This window comes from Simiaoa sunii, assembly GCF_014337175.1.
Lineage (GTDB): Bacteria > Bacillota > Clostridia > Lachnospirales > Lachnospiraceae > Acetatifactor > Acetatifactor intestinalis.
Genome location: NZ_CP060633.1, coordinates 1,347,178 through 1,369,574 on the forward strand (window position 1 = coordinate 1,347,178; position 22,397 = coordinate 1,369,574).

The window sequence follows — 22,397 nt, forward strand, 5'->3', positions numbered from 1 at the left end:
AAGAAGCTGTTCGGAGATAAAAGGAGGAAACCATGAATAAGGTTCAGGTCTGGGAAGAAAAAGTGATCATTCCCACATACGAAGCAGGAAATCCGGATAAGAATCCGATGTTTTTGGAGAAACGTGTCTATCAGGGAAGCTCGGGAAGGATCTATCCCCACACGGTGATCGAGAAGATCAGCGATGAGAAAGTGGATAAGGAGTATACAGCACTTTTTCTGGAGAACGATTATCTGAAAGTAATGATGCTGCCGGAGCTGGGAGGCAGGATCCAGAGAGCTTATGACAAGACAAATGGCTATGATTTTATCTATTACAATCATGTCATCAAACCGGCGTTAGTGGGACTGGCGGGACCTTGGATATCCGGAGGTATTGAGTTCAACTGGCCGCAGCATCACAGACCCAGTACCTTTGATCCGGTGGAATATACCTATGCGGAAAATGAGGACGGAAGTGCGACAGTCTGGATGGGAGAGATCGAGAACATGTTCCGGACAGAGGGCGTGTTGGGCGTGACTTTGTATCCGGATAAGGCATATATCGAATTGTCGGCAAAGCTGTATAACCGCACGAAAATGCCCCAGACCTTCCTGTGGTGGGCGAACCCTGCAGTAGCGGTAAATGATGACACCATCTCCGTATTTCCGGAGGATGTGACGGCGGTATATGACCACGGCAAGCGGGATGTTATCAGTTTCCCCTATGCGGAGGGAACCTACTATAAGCACAAATACGATCATGTGAATATCGCACAGTATAAAAATATTCCGGTTCCCACCTCCTATATGGCATACCGTTCGGATTATAATTTTATCGGGGAATATGATTACGGAAAACAGGCAGGACTTCTGCACGTGGCAGATCATCATATTGCTCCCGGGAAAAAGCAGTGGACCTGGGGATGCGGAGAATTCGGCAAAGCATGGGACCTTGCACTGACCGACGAGGACGGTCCGTACATCGAACTGATGACAGGCTGTTTTACGGATAATCAGCCGGACTTCACCTGGATCCAGCCCCAGGAGACCAAGAATTTCAAACAGTATTTTATGCCCTATAAAAATATCGGCTATGTGAAAAATGCTACGATCGATGCGGCGGTGAATGCGGAGTATGATGAGACTAAGGGGCAGCTTACGGTATCGGCCTATACCACGTCCGTGCAAAAAGGAGCACGGATACTGCTGACATTGCCGGGAGAAAACGGCAGACAGGAAAAGGTACTGTATGAGGAAACCTCAGATCTGTCACCGGAGAAAACTTATGAAGTGAAGATTGACCGTGAAAAATTGCAACAGATACCGGCATGTACAGAGGGAGAGCAGAATGGCACAGAGGTACTCTGCGGCCTACGGGTATGTGTTTGTGCCGCAGATGGGAGAGAACTGGTCTCTTACCATTTTCCGAAAAAAATTGAAGCAGAAGTGCCGGAACCGGCGAAGGCAGCACCGCTTCCCGAAGCGTGTGAAACCACGGAGGATCTGTTCCTCTACGGTTTACATGTGGAACAATACCGGCATGCCACTTATCATCCCGAGGATTATTATCTGGAGGGGCTGCGCAGGGATCCTACCGATATCCGCCTGAACAATGCCTATGGAAGATGTCTGCTTAAAAAGTGTGATTTTGCCGGGGCGGAAAAGTATTTTCGGAAGGCAGTGGAGAAGGCTATTCGTTCCAATCCGAACCCTTACGATTATGAGCCGTACTATAATCTGGGACTTTCTCTGAAATATCAGGGGAAAGAAAAAGAAGCTTACGATGCTTTTTACAAAGCCATCTGGGGCGACAGTTTCCAAGCTCCCGGATTCTATGAACTTGCCTGCCTGGATGCGAAAGCGGGAAGATATGCAGAGGCTCTGGAGCATGTAAACGAATCTATTCTCAGACAGTACCAGTGCATGAAAGCCCGGGCGTTGAAGGAAAATATTTTAAGAAAAATGGGCAGAGTGCTGGAAGCGGAAGAATTACATAAGGAGAGCCTGAAGATCGATCCGCTCTATGACAGACGGCCGGAGAAGATCAACCATAACACCCTGCTGGAGCTGATGATCGATCTCTATGAGGCAGGAGACTACGCACAGGGAATCGCCCTTGCAAAAAAATGGGTGGAACAACAGAACGTATCACGGCAAGAGGATATTTATCCGCTGGTATATTATTATATTGCTTACGGATACCAGAACCTGCATAGGAAAGAAAATACGAAACAGACAAATCATTACATGACAGCGTATGTGACACTGGGAGAAAATGCGGTAGCGGACGGCTGTTTCCCTCACAGAACGGAAGATTATATCGTATTAAAGAGTCTGGCAGATGATTATTATCTGGATATGGTTTACTATTATCTGGGCTGCCTGCTCTATGACAGGAGAGCGTACGGCGAGGCCATAGCGGATTATGAAGAAGCTGCGCTTAGGTACCCGGATTTCCCGACGGTACACAGGAATCTGGCACTGGCATATTACAATGTGAAAAAGCAGCCGCAGAGAGCGTACGAGGAAATGGAGAAAGCTTTTGCGCTGGATGAGACGGATGCCAGAGTGTATCTGGAACTGGATCAGCTGAAAAAGCGTCTGAATGTTCCCGTGAAAGAACGATGGAGTGATATGGAAAAACATTTTGACCTGGTGGAAAGCAGGGATGATCTGTATCTGGAGTACGTGACACTTTTAAACACTCTGGGAGAATCTGAGAAGGCTCTCAATCTGATCAAAGCAAGGAAGTTCCATCAGTGGGAAGGCGGCGAAGGCAAAGTGGCAGCCCAGTACCTGACCGCCTTGTATCAGCTGGCAAAAGCGGCTGCGGCAGAAGGAGAATATGTAGAAGCCAAAACAATTCTCCTGCAGGCAGTGGATGAATATCCCCAAAATCTGGGAGAAGGGAAATTGGAGTCTGCACAGGAAAATAATCTGTACTACCTACTGGGACTGGCGCAGGAAAAGCTGGGAGAGACAGAGGAAGCTTTCGCAAGTCTTACGAAAGCCTGTCACGGAGAGTCGGAGCCGGTGGGCATGATGTATTACAATGATCAGCCCCCCGAGATGATCTATTATCAGGGACTGGCGTACAGAAAGCTTGGAAACGAAGAACAGGCGGTTCGCAGATTTAGAAAGCTGGTGGAGTATGGCAGAGAGCATATAGAGGAGAATGTAAAAATAGACTATTTTGCGGTATCCCTGCCGGATCTGCTGATCTTTGAGGAGAACCTGGACGAGCGGAACCGGAAGCATTGTCTGTTCATGATGAGCCTGGGACTTAAAGGACTGGGACGGTCAGACGAAGCGGAAAAGTGTGCGGAAGAACTACTTGCCATGGACAATGCTCATCAGGGAATCTGGGTACATGATCTGTAAAAAAGCTTGAAAAGAAAGACTTGAATAGGAAGGCTTTTGAGGAAAGGATTACAAAATGAAAAACATGGAAAAAGAAGTATATAGCTATAACAGCGAATACTTAACCTGCAACGCCAGACCGATCCTGCCCATCATGGGAGAATTCCATTTCTCCCGCTATCCGGAAGAGGAATGGAAAACAGCACTTAAGAAGATGCAACAGGGCGGTGTAGACATCGTTGCTACGTACGTGTTTTGGATCCACCATGAGGAAGCGGAAGGTGAGTGGGATTTCTCCGGTAGAAGGAATCTGAAGGCGTTTTTGAGTTGCTGTCAGGAAACCGGGATGAAAGTATGGCTGCGTATCGGCCCGTGGGCACACGGAGAGTGCAGGAACGGCGGTTTCCCAGACTGGCTGGTGGAGAAAGAAAAGCGGGGCAAACTGTCTCTTAGAACGGATGATCCGCAGTATCTCAAGTATGTGGACCTCTTTTTTACCAAGATTGCCGAGCAGGCGGATGGGTATATGCATAAGGACGATGGTCCCGTCATCGGCATTCAGATCGAGAATGAGTACGGGCATGCCGGTGGCCCTTCCGACAGGGAAGAGGGCATGGCGCATATGCGCACACTCAGAGCTATGGCGGAGAAAAAGGGACTGACCGCTCCCTATTTTTCAGCGACCGGATGGGGAGGCGCTTATGTGCCGGAAAACTTCCTGCCGGTGCTTGGCGGGTATGTGGATGCTCCGTGGGCGAATCATACCCACGAACTTGCGGCAAGCGAGAATTTCCTGTTTCAGCCTTTTCACGACGATGCAAATATTGCATCGGATTTCGCCGAAGGACAGAGTGGTTTTACCTTTGATACGTCAAAATTCCCTTACCTGACGGCGGAACTGGGTGGGGGACTGCAGGTGACGGCGCACAGACGCACCTACCCTTACCCGGACGATATCGAGGCACAAACGATCTGCATGTTGGGAGCAGGGGCAAATCTGATCGGGTATTATATGTACCACGGCGGCGTGAATCCTGACGGAAAATATACCACCCTGCAGGAGTCGAAGGCAACCGGCTATGCCAATGATCTTCCTGTGAAAAGCTATGATTTTCAGACGTGCCTGCGGGAAAACGGTCTGCCGTCAGAAAGTTATTATCGACTGCGCAAACACCATATTTTTATCAAAAATACAGAAGAACTGCTGGCACCGGCGAAAGTGTATCTGCCGGATAATATCCCCGAGCCCATGGGTGCAGAAGATATGGAGACATTGCGGGCAGCGTTCCGCTATAATAAAACGGCGGACTGCGGGTTCTTATTTATCAATAATCACCAGAGAAAACGGAAAATGACGGAGAAACAGATCACACCGGAAAAGCCATTACAGTTTACGGTGACAGATGTTGAAGGAACACAGAGGCAGATTATTTTCGACCGGATCCATGTAAGGACGGATGCGATTCTGGTGCTGCCTTACAATCTGCCGGTGGTGATACGGGGAGAGCAGTTCAGGCTTCGGAAAACCAATGCCTCTTATCTGGGATGCTTTGGCGGAACTTATTATTTCTATACGGATGAGGAGCCGGAGGATATTTATTTCGAGTGGAGTGATGGCAAAGATCATGCGGAAGCGGTAAGGATCCTTACCATACACGATGCGGAGCATTTTTGTTATATGCAGGAAGGGGCAGATGAAAAGGGCAAGGTGAGTCTGCTGCAGGATCTGCACTTTACGGAAGCCGGTAAGGTGCGGATCACGGATGGCGGACAGGCAGTGGAAAGCATCTGGAATGTATATGGTCAAACAGAACCGAACGTCTATGAATTAACCTTGGAATATGAGTATCACCCGGCGGATGCACTGTCAGGTGATGTCTGGCTGGAATTGGATTTCGGCGGGGACTGCGCACGCTTGTATCAGGACGGAAAACTGATTGACGACTGGTTCTCCAATGGTGAACTATGGCGTGTGGCTCTGAAACGTTACGACTGCCCGACACATCTGACCCTGGAACTGGATCCGTTCAAAATGGATGTCTATTACGATCTGCCTCCGAAGCGGGAGATGCGTCTGGCAGGGGCGAGACTGCTGCAGTTGAGTTGACCGGAACCCGGTTTGGCGGGACTCATTTGGGAAACAGAAGGATAAAAAAGAGGACACGTATATGAAAGATATGACACAGGGCAAACCATTAAAACTGATCATTGGGTTTGCCGTACCGATGCTGATCGGCAACATATTCCAACAGGTATATAATGTGGCGGACACAGTAATCGTGGGAAGGTTTTTGGGCGAGAGTGCTCTGGCGGGGGTAGGCAGTACGGGAACGCTGACTTATTTTCTGCTGGCGCTGGTCAGTGGCATGTGCAACGGTGCCGGACTGGTGGTGGCACAGTGCTTTGGCTGTGGTAATAAGGAGAGACTGGCGAAGACGGTGACGGCACTTGTCTGGGTGGCGGGCATGCTGACCGGCATCATGTCACTCATCGGAATCTTCGGCGCGGAATTTTTCCTCCGGCTCTTAAGTGTGCCGGAGAATGTCATGGGCTATTCCGCAGAATATCTGCATATCATCTATACTTTTGTGTTCGGCAGTGTGATCTATAACGGATGTGCGGCGATACTAAACAGTGTGGGAGATTCCAGGACTCCGCTGCGGGCAGTGATTGCTTCGTCTGCAGTGAATATTGCCTTTGACTTATTTTTCATCATTGTGTGCAAAATGGGAGTAGCGGGAGCAGCTTATGCTACGATTCTGGCGCAGTGCACTTCAGCGGTGATCTGTTTTATAAAAGTGTGGAAAACGAGAGAAGAGATCGGATTATCCCTGATGAAGTGGAAGCCGGAAGCCGGTTATGTCCAACTGGTGGTAAAGACCGGATTCCCGGCGGCGTTTCAGTCCTGCATGATCGCTTTAGGCGGCATGAGTGTACAGAGACTGGTGAATTCCTTTGGCTCGTCCACCATGGCAGCTTACGTGGCGGCAAATCGTGTGGACAGTGTGGCGATTCAGGTCATCGTCTCTATCGGAACGGCACTTTCGGTATTTACCGGGCAGAATATTGCAAAGAATCAGTATGACAGGATCCGGGAAGCACTCTATAAGACGCTGGGTGTCATGGTGGGAGCAAGTATTTTTATTGCCTCCATGGTACTTATTTTCCGGGTGCAGTTAATGACGCTGTTTTTGGATGCAAACGAATCGGGAGAAGCTATCGGCATCGGCTGTACGTATCTTACGATCATCGGCGTGGCCTATGTGATCGCCGGCGTAATGCAGAGCTATCAGAATGTGATACGTGGCGCCGGAGATGTGAATACCTGCATGGTAGCAGGCTTAACGGAACTGACTGGCAGAATCGTGTTCGCGTATCTGTTGTCCGGAATCTTAGGCGTGACGGGAATCTGGATCGCCACACCTCTGTCCTGGAGCTGCGGGTGCATCATTCCCGTGATCCGGTATTACTCCGGCAAATGGAAACACAAACGCCTGGCTTAATGGCCGGAGCTACCGGAATGCAGAGTGCGGTTATTCCGGACGCATCCATCCGGCGAATTCCAGAATGGACTGGTTTTCCGCTTTTTTCTCGCTCTGCTGCATCTGCTTGCGGTACTCTCTGGGAGACATCTGCATCAGCTTGGCGAAGTAGCGGTTAAAGCTGGACACAGAATGGAAGCCCACCATTTCGGAGATGTCGAGAATGGAATGCTCCGTGCTTCGTAACAGGATACAGGATTTCAGGATCCGGGTATTGTTCACATAGTCCAACGGGGAGGTGCCCATGATATCGTGGAAGACCCGGCGGAAATGAGTGGGGCTCCAATGACACAGCTCTGCCAGATATTCGATGGTAAACTGTTGCATATAATTTTTCTCAATATATTCCAGAGCGGGTGAGATCACCAGAGAGTTTTCGGCGATCTCACCCTCTTTTTTGCGGTCCTGTAGGGCTAGGATCTCGGGAGAGCCCGGCTTCGCAGTGTCGGGATTGGCACCTCCGAGACTTTCAATCCGGTACAACTCAATATAGAGGGAACACAACAGACTTCTGGCACTGATCTGGTAACAGGGATTCTGTTCCTCCAGTTCATGGATGATATGAGACACCAGATAGTTGATATGAGGGAAAGTATCCTGACTGAAAATATAACGGAAGCATGGGAAACCATCTGTGGACAGGTCGTAATTTTTCCAGGAAGCGGGGAGAAGATTGTGAAACAGCTCCCTCGGATCCAGAAACAGATAGGACCAGTGGCTCCTGGTACCGGGAGTACTGTAAGTGGTGTGCGGGACGTTGCGGGGCAGGATAGTGACATCACCGGCATGGAAGGACTGCTTGTCGCCGTTGATCTCTAACGTGCCGCTGTCGGAATGACAGAGTCCGATCTCCAGACAATTATGGAAGTGAAGACTTCCGCTGGGGATATCCGAGATCTTCCAATAATCACCGGACAGAAGCAGTACGGGGAATTGCATGGGAAGATAGTAGCTTCTGTATTCTGTAACCACTCGCTTGGATTTTGCCATTTTCAACCTCCTGTGGATCTTATATAAATCCATTGTGCATCCTGTATGACACTGTGAAAAAACGGTTCACAGCCATGGAAATAATGCCTATACATTATATATAACAATTAAACTGGACAAAATCAACCATTATATTGTATAAATAATAAGTGCGCTTTTGGAATCGTTCTCGGAAATGAGATTAAAAATGGTTAAAAATATTGAAAAATGTGGGCTTTTCTTGAAAAATATATGTTATAAAATCAAATAACAAACGCAATAAGGCAAAATACGAAAAACGAACATGTTTAATAATAGTCGTTTTTGCATAGTTTTCTATAACGTTTGATTAGAAAAATGTGACAACATGTATGATAATATGCTTACAAGGTTACAAAAAGTGTACAAAATGACGAGAAAACATAACTGACACTTGAGGAGGTTCGATATGGCGAAGAAGAATGCAGCCAATGTGGCGGGGGTGAAAACGAAAACCACTTGGAAACAAGCTTTTAAAAGAGACTGGCAGTTGTATCTGCTTCTGTTGTTTCCACTGATCATGGTAATTGTATTCAGCTACGGTGCTTACCCGGGACTGCGGATGGCCTTCATGGATTACAAACCGGCGAAGGGATATGCAGGCAGTGAATGGGTGGGAATGAAGACATTCATTAAAATATTCAAGGATGCCGACTTCATGAGAGCGCTTCGCAACTCCGTAGTGTTCAATCTGGCAGACCTGTTAGTGGGTTTCCCGATGCCGATCATTCTGGCACTGATCCTGAATGAATTAAGATATCCCAGATTCAAAAAGGTATCCCAGACGATCCTGTATCTGCCGCACTTCCTCTCCTGGGCCATCATCGGAAGCGTAGCGATGACAATGTTCCGCCCCAACTCCGGTCTGGTGAATATCCTGTTAACCAACATGGGAGTGATCTCCGAAGGAATTCCGTTCCTGAATGAGAAATGGCACTGGGCAATCACTTATCTGCTGATCGGTGTATGGCAGACAATGGGATGGGGCACCATCCTCTACCTGGCAGCGATCACCGGTATCAACGGAGAACTGTACGAAGCAGCCATGATCGACGGTGCGAACCGTTGGAAGAGAATGTGGCACATCACACTTCCCGGTATCAAGAGCACAGTAGTAACCCTGTTGATCCTAAACCTCGGACGTGTCATGGGAAGTAACTTAGAGCGACTGACGGCGTTAGAAAACTCGCAGGTCAAGGACTTCCAGTATCAGCTGGCTGTCTACATATACAATAAAGGTATTGGAGCCGGAAAGTTCAGTGCGGCGACCGCGGTTGGTCTGTTCCAGTCACTGATCGGACTGATCCTGGTTCTGTTATCTGATAAATTTGCCAAGAAGCTTGGCGAAGACGGATTACTGTAGGAGGTGAGAGCGATGAAGAAAAAAGAAGTGAATATCAACGAAGAATCTACCTCCGCAGGCGGAGCTCATGCGGTCAACAAATTCCGCATCAGTGATTTTGTCATGATGGCAGTGATCGTTATCCTCTGCGCCAGCTGCGTATTACCTTTCCTGCATGTGGCAGTGAAATCCATTTCCGGCAATACCGCAGTAATGTCCAAGAGCGTTTACTTCTGGCCCAAGGATATCACCTTCGATGCTTATAAGAAGGTGTTTGCAGACAACTCCATGACCTATTCCATGATCTTCTCGGTGATCGTTACCGTGATCTTCACGGCTCTGGGAATGCTGGTATGTACCTGCGCCGCTTACCCGCTCTCCAAGAAGCGGTTGAAAGGTAAAAAGTTACTGACATTCCTGTTGATGGTACCGATGTACTTCAGCGCCGGCATCATCCCCAGCTACCTGTTATATCAGAAGCTGCATGTGCTGGATACCATGTGGGTATTGATCTTACCTCTGATCTATTCCCCGTACAACATGCTGATCATGAAGAACTACTTCCAGAGTACAATTCCCGACAGCCTGGAAGAATCCGCTTTCCTGGATGGCGCAAGCAACTTCCAGATCCTGAGCAGGATTGTGTTACCGCTGTCCAAACCGATCCTGGCAACGTTGTCTCTGTTCTACGCCGTAGGCCGTTGGAACTCCTACGCAGACAACATGTACTACACAAAGAGTGCTGATCTGAAGCTGATCCAGTACAAGTTGTATCAGCTGGTTGCATCCGCAGCGGAAGCGCAGACTTCCTCCCTGGCAGATACCGGTAGTGCGATTCAGTCCACTCCCGAAGTGTTACAGGCAGCCAGCATCATGTTCGTAACAATTCCTATCATTATCATCTACCCGTTCCTGCAGAAGTATTTCGTACAGGGTACTATGATCGGAGCAGTAAAGGGTTAAGAGAAACAAAAGCAACCATGTTAGTTTTCCCCGAAGCTGGGGGTACACATAAAACTATGTATTTAAAACAAGGAGGATTGAGTTATGAAGAAGAATACTCTTCACAAGGTAATGGCAACGGCACTGGTTGGTGCTATGGCAATGGGAACTCTGACCGGATGCGGTGGGAGTACTGACGCAGGTGCGGATACTTCCACAAAGGATACCGCAGCGGTAAGCACAGAAGCAAGCACAGATGCAGGAACTTCCACAGCAGTAGCGGGTATTGATGGATGGGAGCCTTTCGCAGACAATGTTACTCTGCAGATCCCCGTATACGATCGTGGTTCTTCCGGAAACGGATGCTCCGATGTAGAGAACAACTACTGGACCAAATGGGTACAGGAGAATTTCGGTGACAAGTACAATATCACTGTAGAATATGTAGGAATTACCCGTAGCGACGTTATGACCGATTACGCTATGCTGGCAGCAAGCCAGAGCCTTCCTACGATCTGTATGGAATATGACTATGATAAGCTGGCAAGCTGGCAGGCAGACGGCTATCTGCAGACCTACGATGTAGAAGAGTTCAAGCAGATTGCCCCCACCTACTGGGAGACCATGGTAGAGCATGGCAACGACGCTTACACCAAGCTGTCTGATGAAGATTATCTGGTACTTGGTTACAGACCTTACGGCAATACCACTTATACCTGGTGTACTTTCTATCGTCAGGACTGGTTGGAGGAAGCAGGATTTTCTGAGTATCCTGTTGGCGACAACACCAAGCTGTTAGAGCTGTATGCAAAACTGGTAGAAAATGGTCACAAGTATCCCTTAAGCGGTAAGAAAGTAAGCGGTGCAGGTATCGACCAGAACTACGGTTACAGAGATTATCCTCAGGATGAGACTACATGGGCAACCACCGGTGACTATCAGATTCCCTCACTGTCCACGGAAGCTCAGAAGAGATTCTTAAAATGGGAGAACGAGCTGTACAACGATGGTTACTACAATCCTGAGTACTACTTAAGAGATGCTTCCGAGGCAGAGGCAGACTTCATCAACGGTGAAGCATTTACCTGGACCGGATATGTATCTTCTACCATGAACGTACTGAATTCCTTCTATGAGACCAACCCCGATGGCAAGCTGGCAGTAGCAGTTACTCCTTCTACCTGGACACAGGATGAGAGCTGGGGATCTTCCGCTTCTTACAGACCCGGAACCAACTTTGGTATGATGATCGGCTTCGCTAACGATGCTACCGAGGATGAAGTAAAAGCAGCTATGATGTATCTTGAGTGGCTGAACCAGCCCGAGAACCTGTTCACCATGCAGTGGGGTATTGAAGGCGTGAACTTCAACTACGATGACAACGGTGATCCCGTAGCAGTAGCAGATCAGACCGGTCTGGATGAGCAGCAGGGTCACAACAACAACGTAGACTACTGGTGTGCAGTAACCGCAGTCAAGACTCTTGGTTCTATCGAGAAGGACATCAAGGCAATCACCCCTCAGGGTATTCCTCAGGACTTCTATGACCAGATTCTGGCTAACTATAACGGACAGGTTGCTATCTACGAAGCAGGCAAGGCTAACTCTGACTGTCTGTTCGCAACCTCTATTGATGCAGTAACCGAGTACAATCAGACTCTGTATGATCTGTACACTGAGTATCGTGATAAGCTGACCATGTGCTCTAAGGATCAGTTCGACGCTCTGTATGACGAACTGAGCCAGAAGTACCTGGAGGCAGGTTACCAGGAAGTGATCGATCAGAGACAGGAAGCTCTGGACAACGGTCAGACCACCAGACTTCAGTAATTGAAAAGATAAAGTTTTAAAGTAAGTACATACAGCCCCCCGGCATGATCTGCTTGGGGGCTGTATTAAAAAGGTATAAAAAAAGATAAGCTTATGCTTTTTTTCGACAGACATAGTTGGTTTTTGAACCCCGACATCATATAATGTACCCAAAGTATGGCTGCGGAAAAAGAGTATAAACGACAAAGCCTGACAAGAACGGAGGAAATGAAATGTTAAAACTGGAATATGATAAGAAAGAAATAGAGGAAGTCATTGATAAAATTGTGAAAAAGACCATGAATATGGATCTCACCTGGGACTGGCCCTGTGGTGTGGCATATTACGGAATCAGTGATGCTTATGAGAAGACCGGGAAAAAGGAATATCTGGAACTGTTAAAGGATCGTATTGACGAACTGATCGATCTGGGACTGCCCAAGGTATGGACCGTAAATGCCTGTGCTATGGGACATTGTCTGATTACCTTATACCGGGCAACGGGAGAGCAGCAGTATCACGATATTCTCATGAGCAAGATCGCTTATCTGAGAAAAGATGCCCTGCGCTTTGGAGATCATGTACTACAGCATACGGTATCTGCCAACAATGATTTCCCGGAGCAGTGCTGGTGCGACACCTTGTTCATGGCGGCATTTCTGATGCTGCGTGTGGGGGTATTGGAACAAGATGAAGAACTAATAGATGATGCACTGAACCAGTATTACTGGCATATCAAATATTTACAGAACCCCAGCAGTGGGCTCTGGTATCACGGCTATGACAATATTGCCGGAGACCATATGTCCGGTATTTATTGGGGAAGAGCGAATGCCTGGGCGGCATTTACCATGTCACAGGTAGGGGGCATCCTGCCCCAGTGCTATCTGTATCCCAAGTATATCGATGTGGCAGGTTCTCTGAATGAGCAGCTGGCAGCATTGAAGGTATACCAGACAGAGAACGGACTGTGGAGAACTGTGGTGGATGATCCGGAGTCTTATGAAGAGATATCCGCATCTGCAGGAATTGCCGCAGCAATGCTGACCAGAGGTAATCCTTTACATAGCAAATACATCAATAAGGCAATCAAGGGGCTGCTTGCCAACGTAAGTGAGGACGGTAAGGTAATGAATGTCTCCGGCGGTACCGCTGTTATGAGAGACAAGGAAGGCTATCGAGGAATCCCCAAGGCGTATATCCAGGGCTGGGGGCAGGGACTGGCATTATCATTTTTTGCAACTTTGTTAGTATCCGACGAGATTGAGAAGGACGGTGCGTTATAAATGTTTCGCAGAAATTTTCTGTTCGGGAAGGATGGAGGAACTGCCAATCTGATCGACGTGGGCAGTGACGACCTCTATCAGCCCGGGAAAGGCTATGGCTTTGTAACAGAGAAAAAAAGAAGAGAACAGGAAGGACTGCAGATCCGGGAACTGAATTCGTCTTTTGAACCGATGTACTGGTATCAGAACGAGAATCTGACCTTCCTTAGAGAAGATGAGAATGGCTGCTATCTGGATTCCACAGAAGAAGTGGCAGTCCTGGAGGCACAGTCAGGAGAAAAAATGCCGGGTTCTCCCAGACGGATCCCGTTACTCTTCAAAGTGGATGTGCCCAGACAGGGCAATTATAAGGTCACGCTGACAATCCGCTCCGAGGAAGAGATGGGAGAGGTATTGATCTTTACCGGTAGAAGACGTCTTGCTTTTCGCGGCAGAGTACAGGCAGGAGAGTTCACTTATACCATGGCGGTGAATGTCTGCGATATTGTACCGGTGGGGTATTCGCATATTTTTGCGGATAAGACCGTGGACATTGCGGTGCTGGCAGACAGACCAAGAATCAGTGCTCTTACGGTGGAAGAGATGAATTGTCCCACCGTATATCTGGCAGGAGATTCCACAGTGACGGATCAGTCCGGAGATTATCCCTATTATCCCGGTACCTGTTACTGTGGCTGGGGACAGATGCTTCCGGCATATCTGGATGCCAGACTTTCCGTGTCGAACCATTCTCATTCGGGATTGACCACAGATACGTTCCGCAAGGAGGGACATTATGCGGTGATCGAACAGTACAGCAGACCCGGCGATTATGTATTTTACCAGTTCGGTCACAATGACCAGAAGCTTCCAAAGCTGCAGGCAAAGGACGGCTATCAGGCGAATCTGCATCGCTATATCAAAGAGAATCAGGCAAGGGGTGTCTATCCGGTACTGGTAACACCCATTGCAAGAAATACCTGGAGATTGCGGGACCAGACCTATCTGGATCTGTTGGAGGAATTCGCAGATGTGTGTCTGGAGCTGGGAGCACAGTACAATATTCCCGTGCTGGATCTCCATGCCCACAGTAAGGAATACGTTCTGGAAAAGGGATTACAGGATGCAAAACCCATCTTTTTCCCGGGAGATTATACGCATACCAATGACTTCGGCGCTTACAAAATGGCCGGTTATGTGGCGGAGGAGATTCGTGAAAAATGCTCCGGATATTCTGAGAGAGCTTATGCATATCTGGCAGAGTGTGTGACGAAAGGCTTCGGCGCATGGGAACCTGTGGGGCAGATAAAAGTGCCGAAGAAGCCGGAGATCTACAAAGACATTCCGGACCCGGCGGGAGATCAGGTATTGTTGTCTGAGGCAGAGCAGTTGGAGCGTGTCGTAAGACTGTGCCTGAAGGAAGAGCTTCTGTAACGGGAACAAGTAAGAAAATAAGCAAGAATAACCAGAAAAAAGCAGGAATATGAGGAGGAACTCAGAATGGGAAAAGGTGGTTTTACCTTACCGGGAGAATCAGGATATGAAGAACTGACTCTGAAAATGGCGGGAAAATGGGGCGCAGATGTGATCCGTGACAGTGACGGCACCGTGCTTTCCGATGAGATCACCCATGCCGGCTACGGCATCTACTCCACCATCTGTATTATCAGAGATCATAATGCCTGGGCAAAGGAGAATCAGGACAAATTGCAGCAGACTTTTCTGTGTACCCCTCCTTGTGTGGCAGAGTCTGATACGGTGGCCATCGGATTGATGGACAGCTTTTTTGCGGAGCAGTTCCGGATTAATGACAGTGTGGCGGCATTGGAATATTGGGAAGTGTACGACAGAACAGCCAACGTTAAGATCGACAATTCCCACTGGAACTATGACAAAGAGAAAGGAAGTGTGATCCTGTGCGGCATCACGCCTTTTCATAAGTATACGGTGAGCTTCTTAGCCTATCGTATCTGGGAAGAGATCTCCATGTACAACCACACTACGAACCATTGGGACAAAGAGCATCTGATGCAGATCGATCCCAGATACCCTGAAAATCAGGAGTATCTGCTTGGCTGGATGAAGAACTGGTGCGAGACCCATCCGGATACCACGGTGGTACGCTTTACTTCCATGTTCTATAATTTCGTATGGATCTGGGGAAGCAGTGAGAGGAACCGGAATCTGTTCTCCGACTGGGGTTCCTATGATTTCACTGTGAGTGTTCCGGCATTGCAGGAATTCGAGAAACAATACGGTTACCGTATGACAGCGGAAGATTTTATCAATAAGGGACAGCTGCATGTGACCCATATGCCCGGCAACGCAAAAAAGGCGGACTGGATGGCATTTATCAATGACTTCGTCATTTCCTTCGGCAGAAAACTGATCGATATGGTGCATTCCTACGGTAAAAAGGCGTATGTCTTCTATGATGACAGCTGGGTAGGTGTGGAGCCTTACAACGGAAGATTTGGGGAGTTTGGCTTCGACGGACTGATCAAATGTGTTTTCTCCGGTTACGAAGCGAGACTGTGCGCAGGCGTGGATGTGCCGGTACATGAACTGCGTCTGCATCCGTACCTGTTCCCGGTGGGACTGGGCGGAGCACCGACCTTCATGGAAGGCGGCGATCCCACGCTGGATGCGAAAAAATACTGGAACAGTGTAAGACGCGCACTTTTATGGGCCAGGATCGACCGGATCGGTCTCGGCGGATACCTGCATCTGGTAGAGGATTTCCCGGACTTCTGCGATTATATGGAAAAGGTGGCAGACGAATTCCGTCTGATCCGCAGCTTCCACGATGAGGGTGAGCCTTACCGTATCAAGACCCGTGTGGCAGTACTGCACTACTGGGGAAGTTTACGTTCCTGGACATTATCCGGACATTTCCATGAGACGTATATGCATGACCTGATCCACATTAACGAAGCCCTGTCCGGACTTCCCGTGGATGTGAAATTTATTTCCTTTGAGGATGTAAAACATGGTATACTGAAGGACGTAGATGTAGTGATCAATGCAGGCAGAGCCGGAAGTGCCTGGAGCGGCGGGGATGCCTGGAAGGATGAGGAACTTGTTACCACACTTACAAAGTGGGTACACGAGGGCGGCTGTTTTATCGGTGTGAATGAGCCTTCTGCTGTGGAAGGATACGATACGTATTTCCGTATGGCTCATGTGCTGGGAATCGATGAAGATACCGGTGCAAGAGTCTGCCATGGAAAATGGGCTTTCGAGGCAGCGGATCCGGAGAGACTGATCCCGGAAGGTGCCGGTGTGGAAGCGAAGGAGAACCGTTACCTGACAGACGGCAGGGCACAGGTGCTTTTGTCAGACGGCGGGAAGCCGCAAGTAACCGTGAACCGTTTCGGCAGGGGACTGGGGATCTATCTGTCTTCCTTCCAGGTGAACCTGTGGAATACCAGAATGCTGTACCAACTGATCCGTTATGCGGGCGGAGAAGGTATTTCCGGCAGTTATATGACTGATAACCTGTATACGGAGTGTGCTTATTATCCGGAGAGCAGGAAATTGGTAGTTATCAATAACAGTGATACCGAGCAGACCACCACAATCCCTACGGAAGCTGGGGCATATACGGTAACCATTGCACCATACGATACTACTTTCTTGGAAATCGGATGACCAGATAGTAACGATCATAGACCACAGTCCGGCATTCGGATTCTGTGGAACGGAACGCAAAGGAGCTGGAAATGGATAGCGAAAAAATAAGACATACAGAATATTTTCCTGACGGAACCCCGATGGATGACTGGTTCTATGAGACGAAGATTCCACAGCTGTCAGAACTTGGAAAACAATATGTTCTGACGGAATACGGAATCTGGGATGATGGAAAGATCTATACCAAAGAGATCCAGAAGGTCATTGATCTGGCGGCAGAGGAAGGCGGCGGTGTCCTGGTGGTACCGCCCGGAACCTATCTGACAGGATCGATTTATTTCAAACAGGGAGTGAATCTCTATGTTTCCGCCGGAGCCACCTTAAAGGGCAGCAATGATATTTCGGATTATGATTTGCGTGAGACCCGGATCGAAGGAGAGACCTGCCTCTACTATACGGCACTGATCAATGCAGACGGGGTGGATGGCTTTACCATGTGCGGACCGGGTACGATTGACGGTAACGGTCTTAAGGCATGGAGAGCCTGCTGGCTCCGCTGGAAATGGGGAGGTGGCGGCAACAAGGAGGAACAGCGTCCCCGCCTTGTGTATCTGTCGAATTGTAAAAATGTCCTGATCGCAGATCTGCATTTACAGAATTCTCATTTCTGGACCACACATATTTATAAATGCGATCATGTGAAATACTTAAATTGTCAGATCTATTCCCCGGCAGGACCGATACCTGCACCCAGTACGGATGCCATCGACATAGATGTCTGTACGGATGTGCTGGTCAAGGGCTGCTATATGGAAGTCAATGACGATTCTGTGGTATTAAAAGGCGGTAAAGGGCCCTGGGCGGATACCCAGCCGGAGAACGGCATCAATGAGCGGATTCTGGTGGAGGATTGCGTCTACGGTTTCTGTCATGGGTGTCTCACCTGCGGTTCGGAATCCGTACATAACCGGAATATTCTTATGCGCAGAGTTAAGATCAAGGGAGCAGCGAGACTGCTGTGGCTGAAAATGCGGCCGGACACTCCACAGCGCTATGAATACATTACCGTGGAACAGATCGAAGGCAGGGTAAAGGAATTCCTTAAGATTTATCCTTGGACACAGTTTTTTGATCTGAAGGACCGAAAGGACAGGCCGCTGTCCTATGCCGATCATATCACCATGCGGGACTGTGATTGTGTCTGTGATACATTTTTTGATGTGATCGCGGATGAAGAGCAGTATCTTCTTACAGATTTTACACTGAAGGATCTGCGGATCCGGGCAAGAGTGGATAATTTTTCAGAAGACAAGTTAAGAAGTGTAGTATATGAGAATGTACAGGTGGAAGAAAGTACGGAGCCTGCGGAAAACTGGCATGAAGTGAAGGGCTTCCAATAATAAATGCTCTGAGGAAGGGAGATTAATATGGCAAAGGTGTATATTAACGAAAAAAACAAGAAGGGACATATCAACCCGGAACTCTACGGTAACTTTTCCGAGCATCTGGGCAGATGTATCTATGAAGGACTGTATGTGGGAGAGAATTCCGAGATTCCCAATACCAATGGTATGCGTAACGATGTAGTGGCAGCGCTCAAGGAGATGAAGCTTCCGGTGCTGCGCTGGCCCGGTGGCTGTTTCGCAGACGAATACCACTGGAAGGACGGTATCGGACCGAAGGAGAACCGCAAGAAAATGATCAACACTCATTGGGGTGGTGTGACCGAGGACAACAGCTTCGGTACCCATGAGTTCTTCGAACTGTGTGAGCAGATCGGCTGTAAGACCTACATCAATGGCAATGTGGGAAGCGGTACCGTACAGGAGATGTCCGAGTGGGTAGAGTACATGACCTTCGATGGGGTATCTCCTATGGCAGACCTGCGTAGAAAAAACGGCAGAGAGAAAGCATGGAAGGTGGATTACTTCGGTGTCGGTAACGAAAACTGGGGATGCGGCGGCAATATGACTCCATCCTACTATGGCAATCTGTACCGTAGATACCAGACCTATGTGAGAAATTATGATCAGAAGCACCCAATTTTCAAAGTCTGTTGCGGCCCCAATGCGGGAGATACTTATTGGACTGAAAATGTGCTGAAGACCTGTTTTGAAAATGCACCGGAATGGATGCATGGCTTTATGGACGGACTGTCCCTGCATTACTATACACTGCCGGAGGATGACTGGTCTCACAAGGGAAGTGCACTGGATTTCGATGATGCAGCATGGTACAAGACTCTGGCAAAGGCTTTTAAGTTGGATGAACTGATTCATAAGCATTCTACGATCATGGACAAATACGATCCCGAGAAAAAGATCGGTCTGATCTGTGACGAGTGGGGTACCTGGTACGATGTGGAACCCGGCACAAATCCAGGATTTTTATACCAGCAGAGCACCATGCGTGATGCATTGGTAGCGGGACTTTCCTTAAATATTTTCAACAAGCATTGTGACCGTGTGAAAATGGCAAACATCGCACAGTTGATCAACGTATTGCAGGCAGTGATCCTGACGGAAGGACCGAAGATGCTGCGGACACCGACTTATCATGTATTCCATATGTACAAATACCATCAGGATGCGGATCTGGTGGAAAGCTATATCGATGGTGTGGAACAGATCGGAGAAGACGAAAAGTTCAAGGTTCCCCATTTACAGGAATCCGCTTCCGTGGATAAGGACGGTGTTGTGACCATCACCCTGAACAACCTGTCCATTGATAAGGCAGAAGAGGTGGAGATCGCTTTCGCAGAGTGTAATCCAAAGTACGTGTCCGCTGCGATTCTTACCAATGATATGCATGCTTACAATACTTTTGAGGATCCCGACAAGGTGCACGAGGAAGTGTTTACAGATTATAAGATTGAAAATGGAAAGATCATATTTACCATGCCGGCATGCAGCGTGGTGATGTTCCGGGTGAAATAATGCCGGACGAAGAAGTAAGGCAGAAATATCCCTGCCGAAAATGTCTGCTCCGGGAGATGGATCAGAATGCCTATATGGAAAGTCTGTATTCGTATATTGCCAGACTGGAGTCTGGGATAAGGGCTGACGAGACAATTTATGAAAAGCGGCTTGCCGTATGTAAAAGCTGTAATTACCTGAATGAAGGACTGTGTGGAGCCTGTGGGTGCTTTGTGGAGCTCAGGGCTGTGATTGCCAAAAATGTATGTCCCTACCAGAAGTGGTAGGGGCATATTTTTGTATGCTTCACTATTTTAACTGTTAATTCAACTGTTAATTTAGCGTAAATAAATGCAAAAACAATCAGAATATGTTATACTACATTTGCTGTACACTAAGCAATGAGAAAACAAATGATAGATACATAGGATATTGCAATGGAAAATTACCAGGAACAGTATAATCAGGAATTACATCAGCAGGAGATACGCTCAAACTTGCAGACTTTGAAAGGCTTTTTTTGGATCTTTGCGACCGTTTTAGTGATCTGGGTACTGACACTGCTACGGATCTTTATCGTGGATGCCGGAATTTTTACAATGGCAGTGGGAATATCTGCGGTCATAGGAATCCCTATAGTCTATATTTATAAGAAAGTGGACTTGTCGAAGCAATGGGTCAAATATGTGTTCCTGACGCTGATCTGTATGATTTCAGCGATTTTTGCTACTTTTTTATCTTTTCACGCAGTTCTTATCTATGTGCTGCCGTTGCTTTTGGCAGTGCAGTACCGACAGAAGAGGAGTCTGTGGATCACGTATTTCGTGAATAATATCACCATGACGATCAGTATGCTGGCAGGATTTTATCACGGTATATGTGATCTGAACCTGCTGCTTGGAAGCAATCATACAAGAAGCTGGTATCTGGAGCAGTGGAGTGCAGGAGCTTTACAGTTTGACTTTGAGCCGGATCCGGTATTTGTAATATTGTTCTATGGAGCACTACCGCGGGCAGTGATTCTTCTGGTATTCACACTCATCCTGCGCTATATCAGTATCAGCAGCCATGAAGATGCACAAAGGATCGCTGATCTGACTTATCGCAAAGAGACGGATCTGGGTACCCATGTGTATAACAAAAATAAATATGAGGAAATGATTGAAAACTACTATCCGCAGGTACACAGGCTGGCAGCTGTTTTCTGGGATGTGAATAATCTAAAATATGTCAATGACAAATACGGTCATGCAGCAGGAGATGTACTGATTCAGACATTGTCTTCTGTATTGTATGAATTGTCTACGGACAGACGTAAGGTTTATCGCGTGGGTGGAGATGAATTTGTCATGATCATTGAGAATCCTGTGGATTTTGAAATTGAATCCATGGTAGAATCGGTCAGCGCAGCACTGCTTGAGCGGGATGGACAGGGTGAGATGCCGATCTCCAGTGCCGCGGGCTGGGCAGTAGGCTGTGGTGTGGATATTCGCAAGATCGTAAATGAAGCAGATACTAAAATGTATGAGAATAAAATACGCGGAAAGGAAGGCAGAGAATAGATGGCAAACTGGGTGAGTGCAGGCTGCGGTGTCATTGCCAATGAACTGGCGCAGGCAATGGAAAAAAGAGGACAGAAACTGTATGGTGTCGTGAACCGGACGCAGGAGAAAGCAGTAGCTTTTGCAAAGAAATACGGTGTTCAGAATGTATTTACAAGTTTTGAGGAGGTCTGTGCGGATCCGGCGGTGGATATCATCTATATCTCTACGCCTCATAATACGCATATTCAATTTTTACGAAAAGCTCTGGCAGCAGGTAAGCATGTGTTGTGCGAGAAATCCATTACGTTAAACTCCGAAGAGCTGGAAGAAGCCATGCAGCTGGCGAAGGAGCACGGCGTAGTTCTGGCGGAAGCTATGACAATCTATCATATGCCAATCTATAAGGAATTGTTAAAACGAGTGGATGCGGGAGACCTCGGAGAACTTCGCGTGATACAGATGAACTTCGGAAGCTATAAGGAATACGACATGAAGAACCGGTTCTTCAACCGGAATCTGGCGGGCGGTGCATTATTGGATATCGGCGTATATGCGCTCTCTTTTGTAAGAATGTTCTTAAGTTCCTGTCCGGATCAGATCGCCTCTCAGGTGAAATTTGCACCTACGGGAGTGGACGAGCAGGCGGGTATCCTTTTAATGAATCCGAAAAAGGAAATGGCAACAGTGACATTATCTCTGCATGCCAAGCAGCCCAAGCGGGGCATGCTCTCTTTTGACAAGGCTTATGTAGAGATGTATGAATATCCCAGAGGACAGAAGGCAGTGATCACCTACACGGAGGACGGTCATACTGAGGAGCTCCGGGCAGGAGCCACAGCGGATGCCCTCGTCTATGAGGTAGAGGATATGGAGCGGGCAATTGCCGGACAACCGGAGGTCATGAAGTTGAATTATACGGAAGATGTCATGCGCATGATGACAGAGATCCGAAAACAGTGGGGACTGACCTATCCAGAGGAAGAGTAGACCAGGAAAAAATCTGATAACAGTATTCCGGCGGTAAAAAGAGCCGAAGAAAATATGACCAACCGTCGG

15 protein-coding genes are annotated in these 22,397 nt (G+C 48.0%); 14 read left to right on the forward strand and 1 reads right to left on the reverse strand.

The genetic code is table 11. The features are described 5' to 3' along the window. Positions 1-32: 32 nt before the first annotated feature. The 3 genes from H9Q77_RS06310 (at position 33) to H9Q77_RS06320 (ending at position 6,844) form a co-directional block, all read left to right on the forward strand. Positions 33-3,362, forward strand: a complete 3,330-nt coding sequence (locus H9Q77_RS06310; RefSeq protein ID WP_249326890.1) for a DUF5107 domain-containing protein — start codon at positions 33-35, stop codon at positions 3,360-3,362. 55 nt (positions 3,363-3,417) lie between these two features. Continuing rightward, positions 3,418-5,448, forward strand: a complete 2,031-nt coding sequence (locus H9Q77_RS06315; RefSeq protein WP_249326891.1) for a beta-galactosidase — start codon at positions 3,418-3,420, stop codon at positions 5,446-5,448. Between the two features lie 61 nt (positions 5,449-5,509). Further along, on the forward strand, positions 5,510-6,844 hold the full coding sequence (locus H9Q77_RS06320; RefSeq protein ID WP_249326892.1) for an MATE family efflux transporter: 1,335 nt from the start codon (positions 5,510-5,512) through the stop codon (positions 6,842-6,844). Positions 6,845-6,874: 30 nt separating this feature from the next. Here the strand turns inward: H9Q77_RS06320 and H9Q77_RS06325 are convergent, their stop codons facing one another. After that, positions 6,875-7,873: an AraC family transcriptional regulator gene (locus H9Q77_RS06325; protein ID WP_249326894.1), complete on the reverse strand. Its 999-nt coding sequence runs from the start codon at positions 7,871-7,873 to the stop codon at positions 6,875-6,877. A 427-nt stretch (positions 7,874-8,300) separates the two neighbouring features. Here H9Q77_RS06325 and H9Q77_RS06330 point away from each other — a divergent pair, with 427 nt between their 5' ends. From H9Q77_RS06330 to H9Q77_RS06380, 11 genes are all read left to right on the forward strand, one after another. Next, positions 8,301-9,254, forward strand: a complete 954-nt coding sequence (locus tag H9Q77_RS06330) for an ABC transporter permease (protein ID WP_249326895.1) — start codon at positions 8,301-8,303, stop codon at positions 9,252-9,254. A 12-nt stretch (positions 9,255-9,266) separates the two neighbouring features. Next, on the forward strand, positions 9,267-10,196 hold the full coding sequence (locus tag H9Q77_RS06335; protein ID WP_118668253.1) for a carbohydrate ABC transporter permease: 930 nt from the start codon (positions 9,267-9,269) through the stop codon (positions 10,194-10,196). An 84-nt stretch (positions 10,197-10,280) separates the two neighbouring features. Then, positions 10,281-12,005 carry a type 2 periplasmic-binding domain-containing protein gene (locus tag H9Q77_RS06340; protein ID WP_249326897.1) on the forward strand — a complete coding sequence of 575 codons (1,725 nt, stop codon included), beginning with the start codon at positions 10,281-10,283 and terminating at the stop codon, positions 12,003-12,005. A 212-nt stretch (positions 12,006-12,217) separates the two neighbouring features. After that, the gene (locus tag H9Q77_RS06345) at positions 12,218-13,270 is read left to right on the forward strand and encodes a glycoside hydrolase family 88 protein (RefSeq protein WP_249326899.1); all 1,053 of its coding nucleotides are present in this window, start codon (positions 12,218-12,220) and stop codon (positions 13,268-13,270) included. Continuing rightward, positions 13,271-14,683, forward strand: a complete 1,413-nt coding sequence (locus H9Q77_RS06350) for a rhamnogalacturonan acetylesterase (protein ID WP_249326900.1) — start codon at positions 13,271-13,273, stop codon at positions 14,681-14,683. Positions 14,684-14,749: 66 nt separating this feature from the next. Further along, complete coding sequence (gene gnpA, locus H9Q77_RS06355) at positions 14,750-16,900, forward strand: 1,3-beta-galactosyl-N-acetylhexosamine phosphorylase (protein ID WP_118547064.1); 2,151 nt, start codon at positions 14,750-14,752, stop codon at positions 16,898-16,900. 71 nt (positions 16,901-16,971) lie between these two features. Next, positions 16,972-18,282, forward strand: coding sequence for a glycoside hydrolase family 28 protein (locus H9Q77_RS06360; RefSeq protein WP_249326902.1), 1,311 nt, complete (start codon positions 16,972-16,974; stop codon positions 18,280-18,282). Between the two features lie 27 nt (positions 18,283-18,309). Next, complete coding sequence (locus tag H9Q77_RS06365) at positions 18,310-19,818, forward strand: alpha-N-arabinofuranosidase (RefSeq protein ID WP_249326903.1); 1,509 nt, start codon at positions 18,310-18,312, stop codon at positions 19,816-19,818. After that, positions 19,818-20,084: a DUF6171 family protein gene (locus H9Q77_RS06370; RefSeq protein WP_249326904.1), complete on the forward strand. Its 267-nt coding sequence runs from the start codon at positions 19,818-19,820 to the stop codon at positions 20,082-20,084. The genes H9Q77_RS06365 and H9Q77_RS06370 overlap by 1 nt, the downstream gene beginning before the upstream one ends. A 210-nt stretch (positions 20,085-20,294) precedes the next feature. Further along, positions 20,295-21,359, forward strand: a complete 1,065-nt coding sequence (locus H9Q77_RS06375) for a GGDEF domain-containing protein (RefSeq protein WP_249326905.1) — start codon at positions 20,295-20,297, stop codon at positions 21,357-21,359. After that, the gene (locus tag H9Q77_RS06380; RefSeq protein ID WP_249326906.1) at positions 21,360-22,328 is read left to right on the forward strand and encodes a Gfo/Idh/MocA family protein; all 969 of its coding nucleotides are present in this window, start codon (positions 21,360-21,362) and stop codon (positions 22,326-22,328) included. It abuts the gene before it with no gap. The last annotated feature ends 69 nt before the right edge of the window (positions 22,329-22,397 follow it).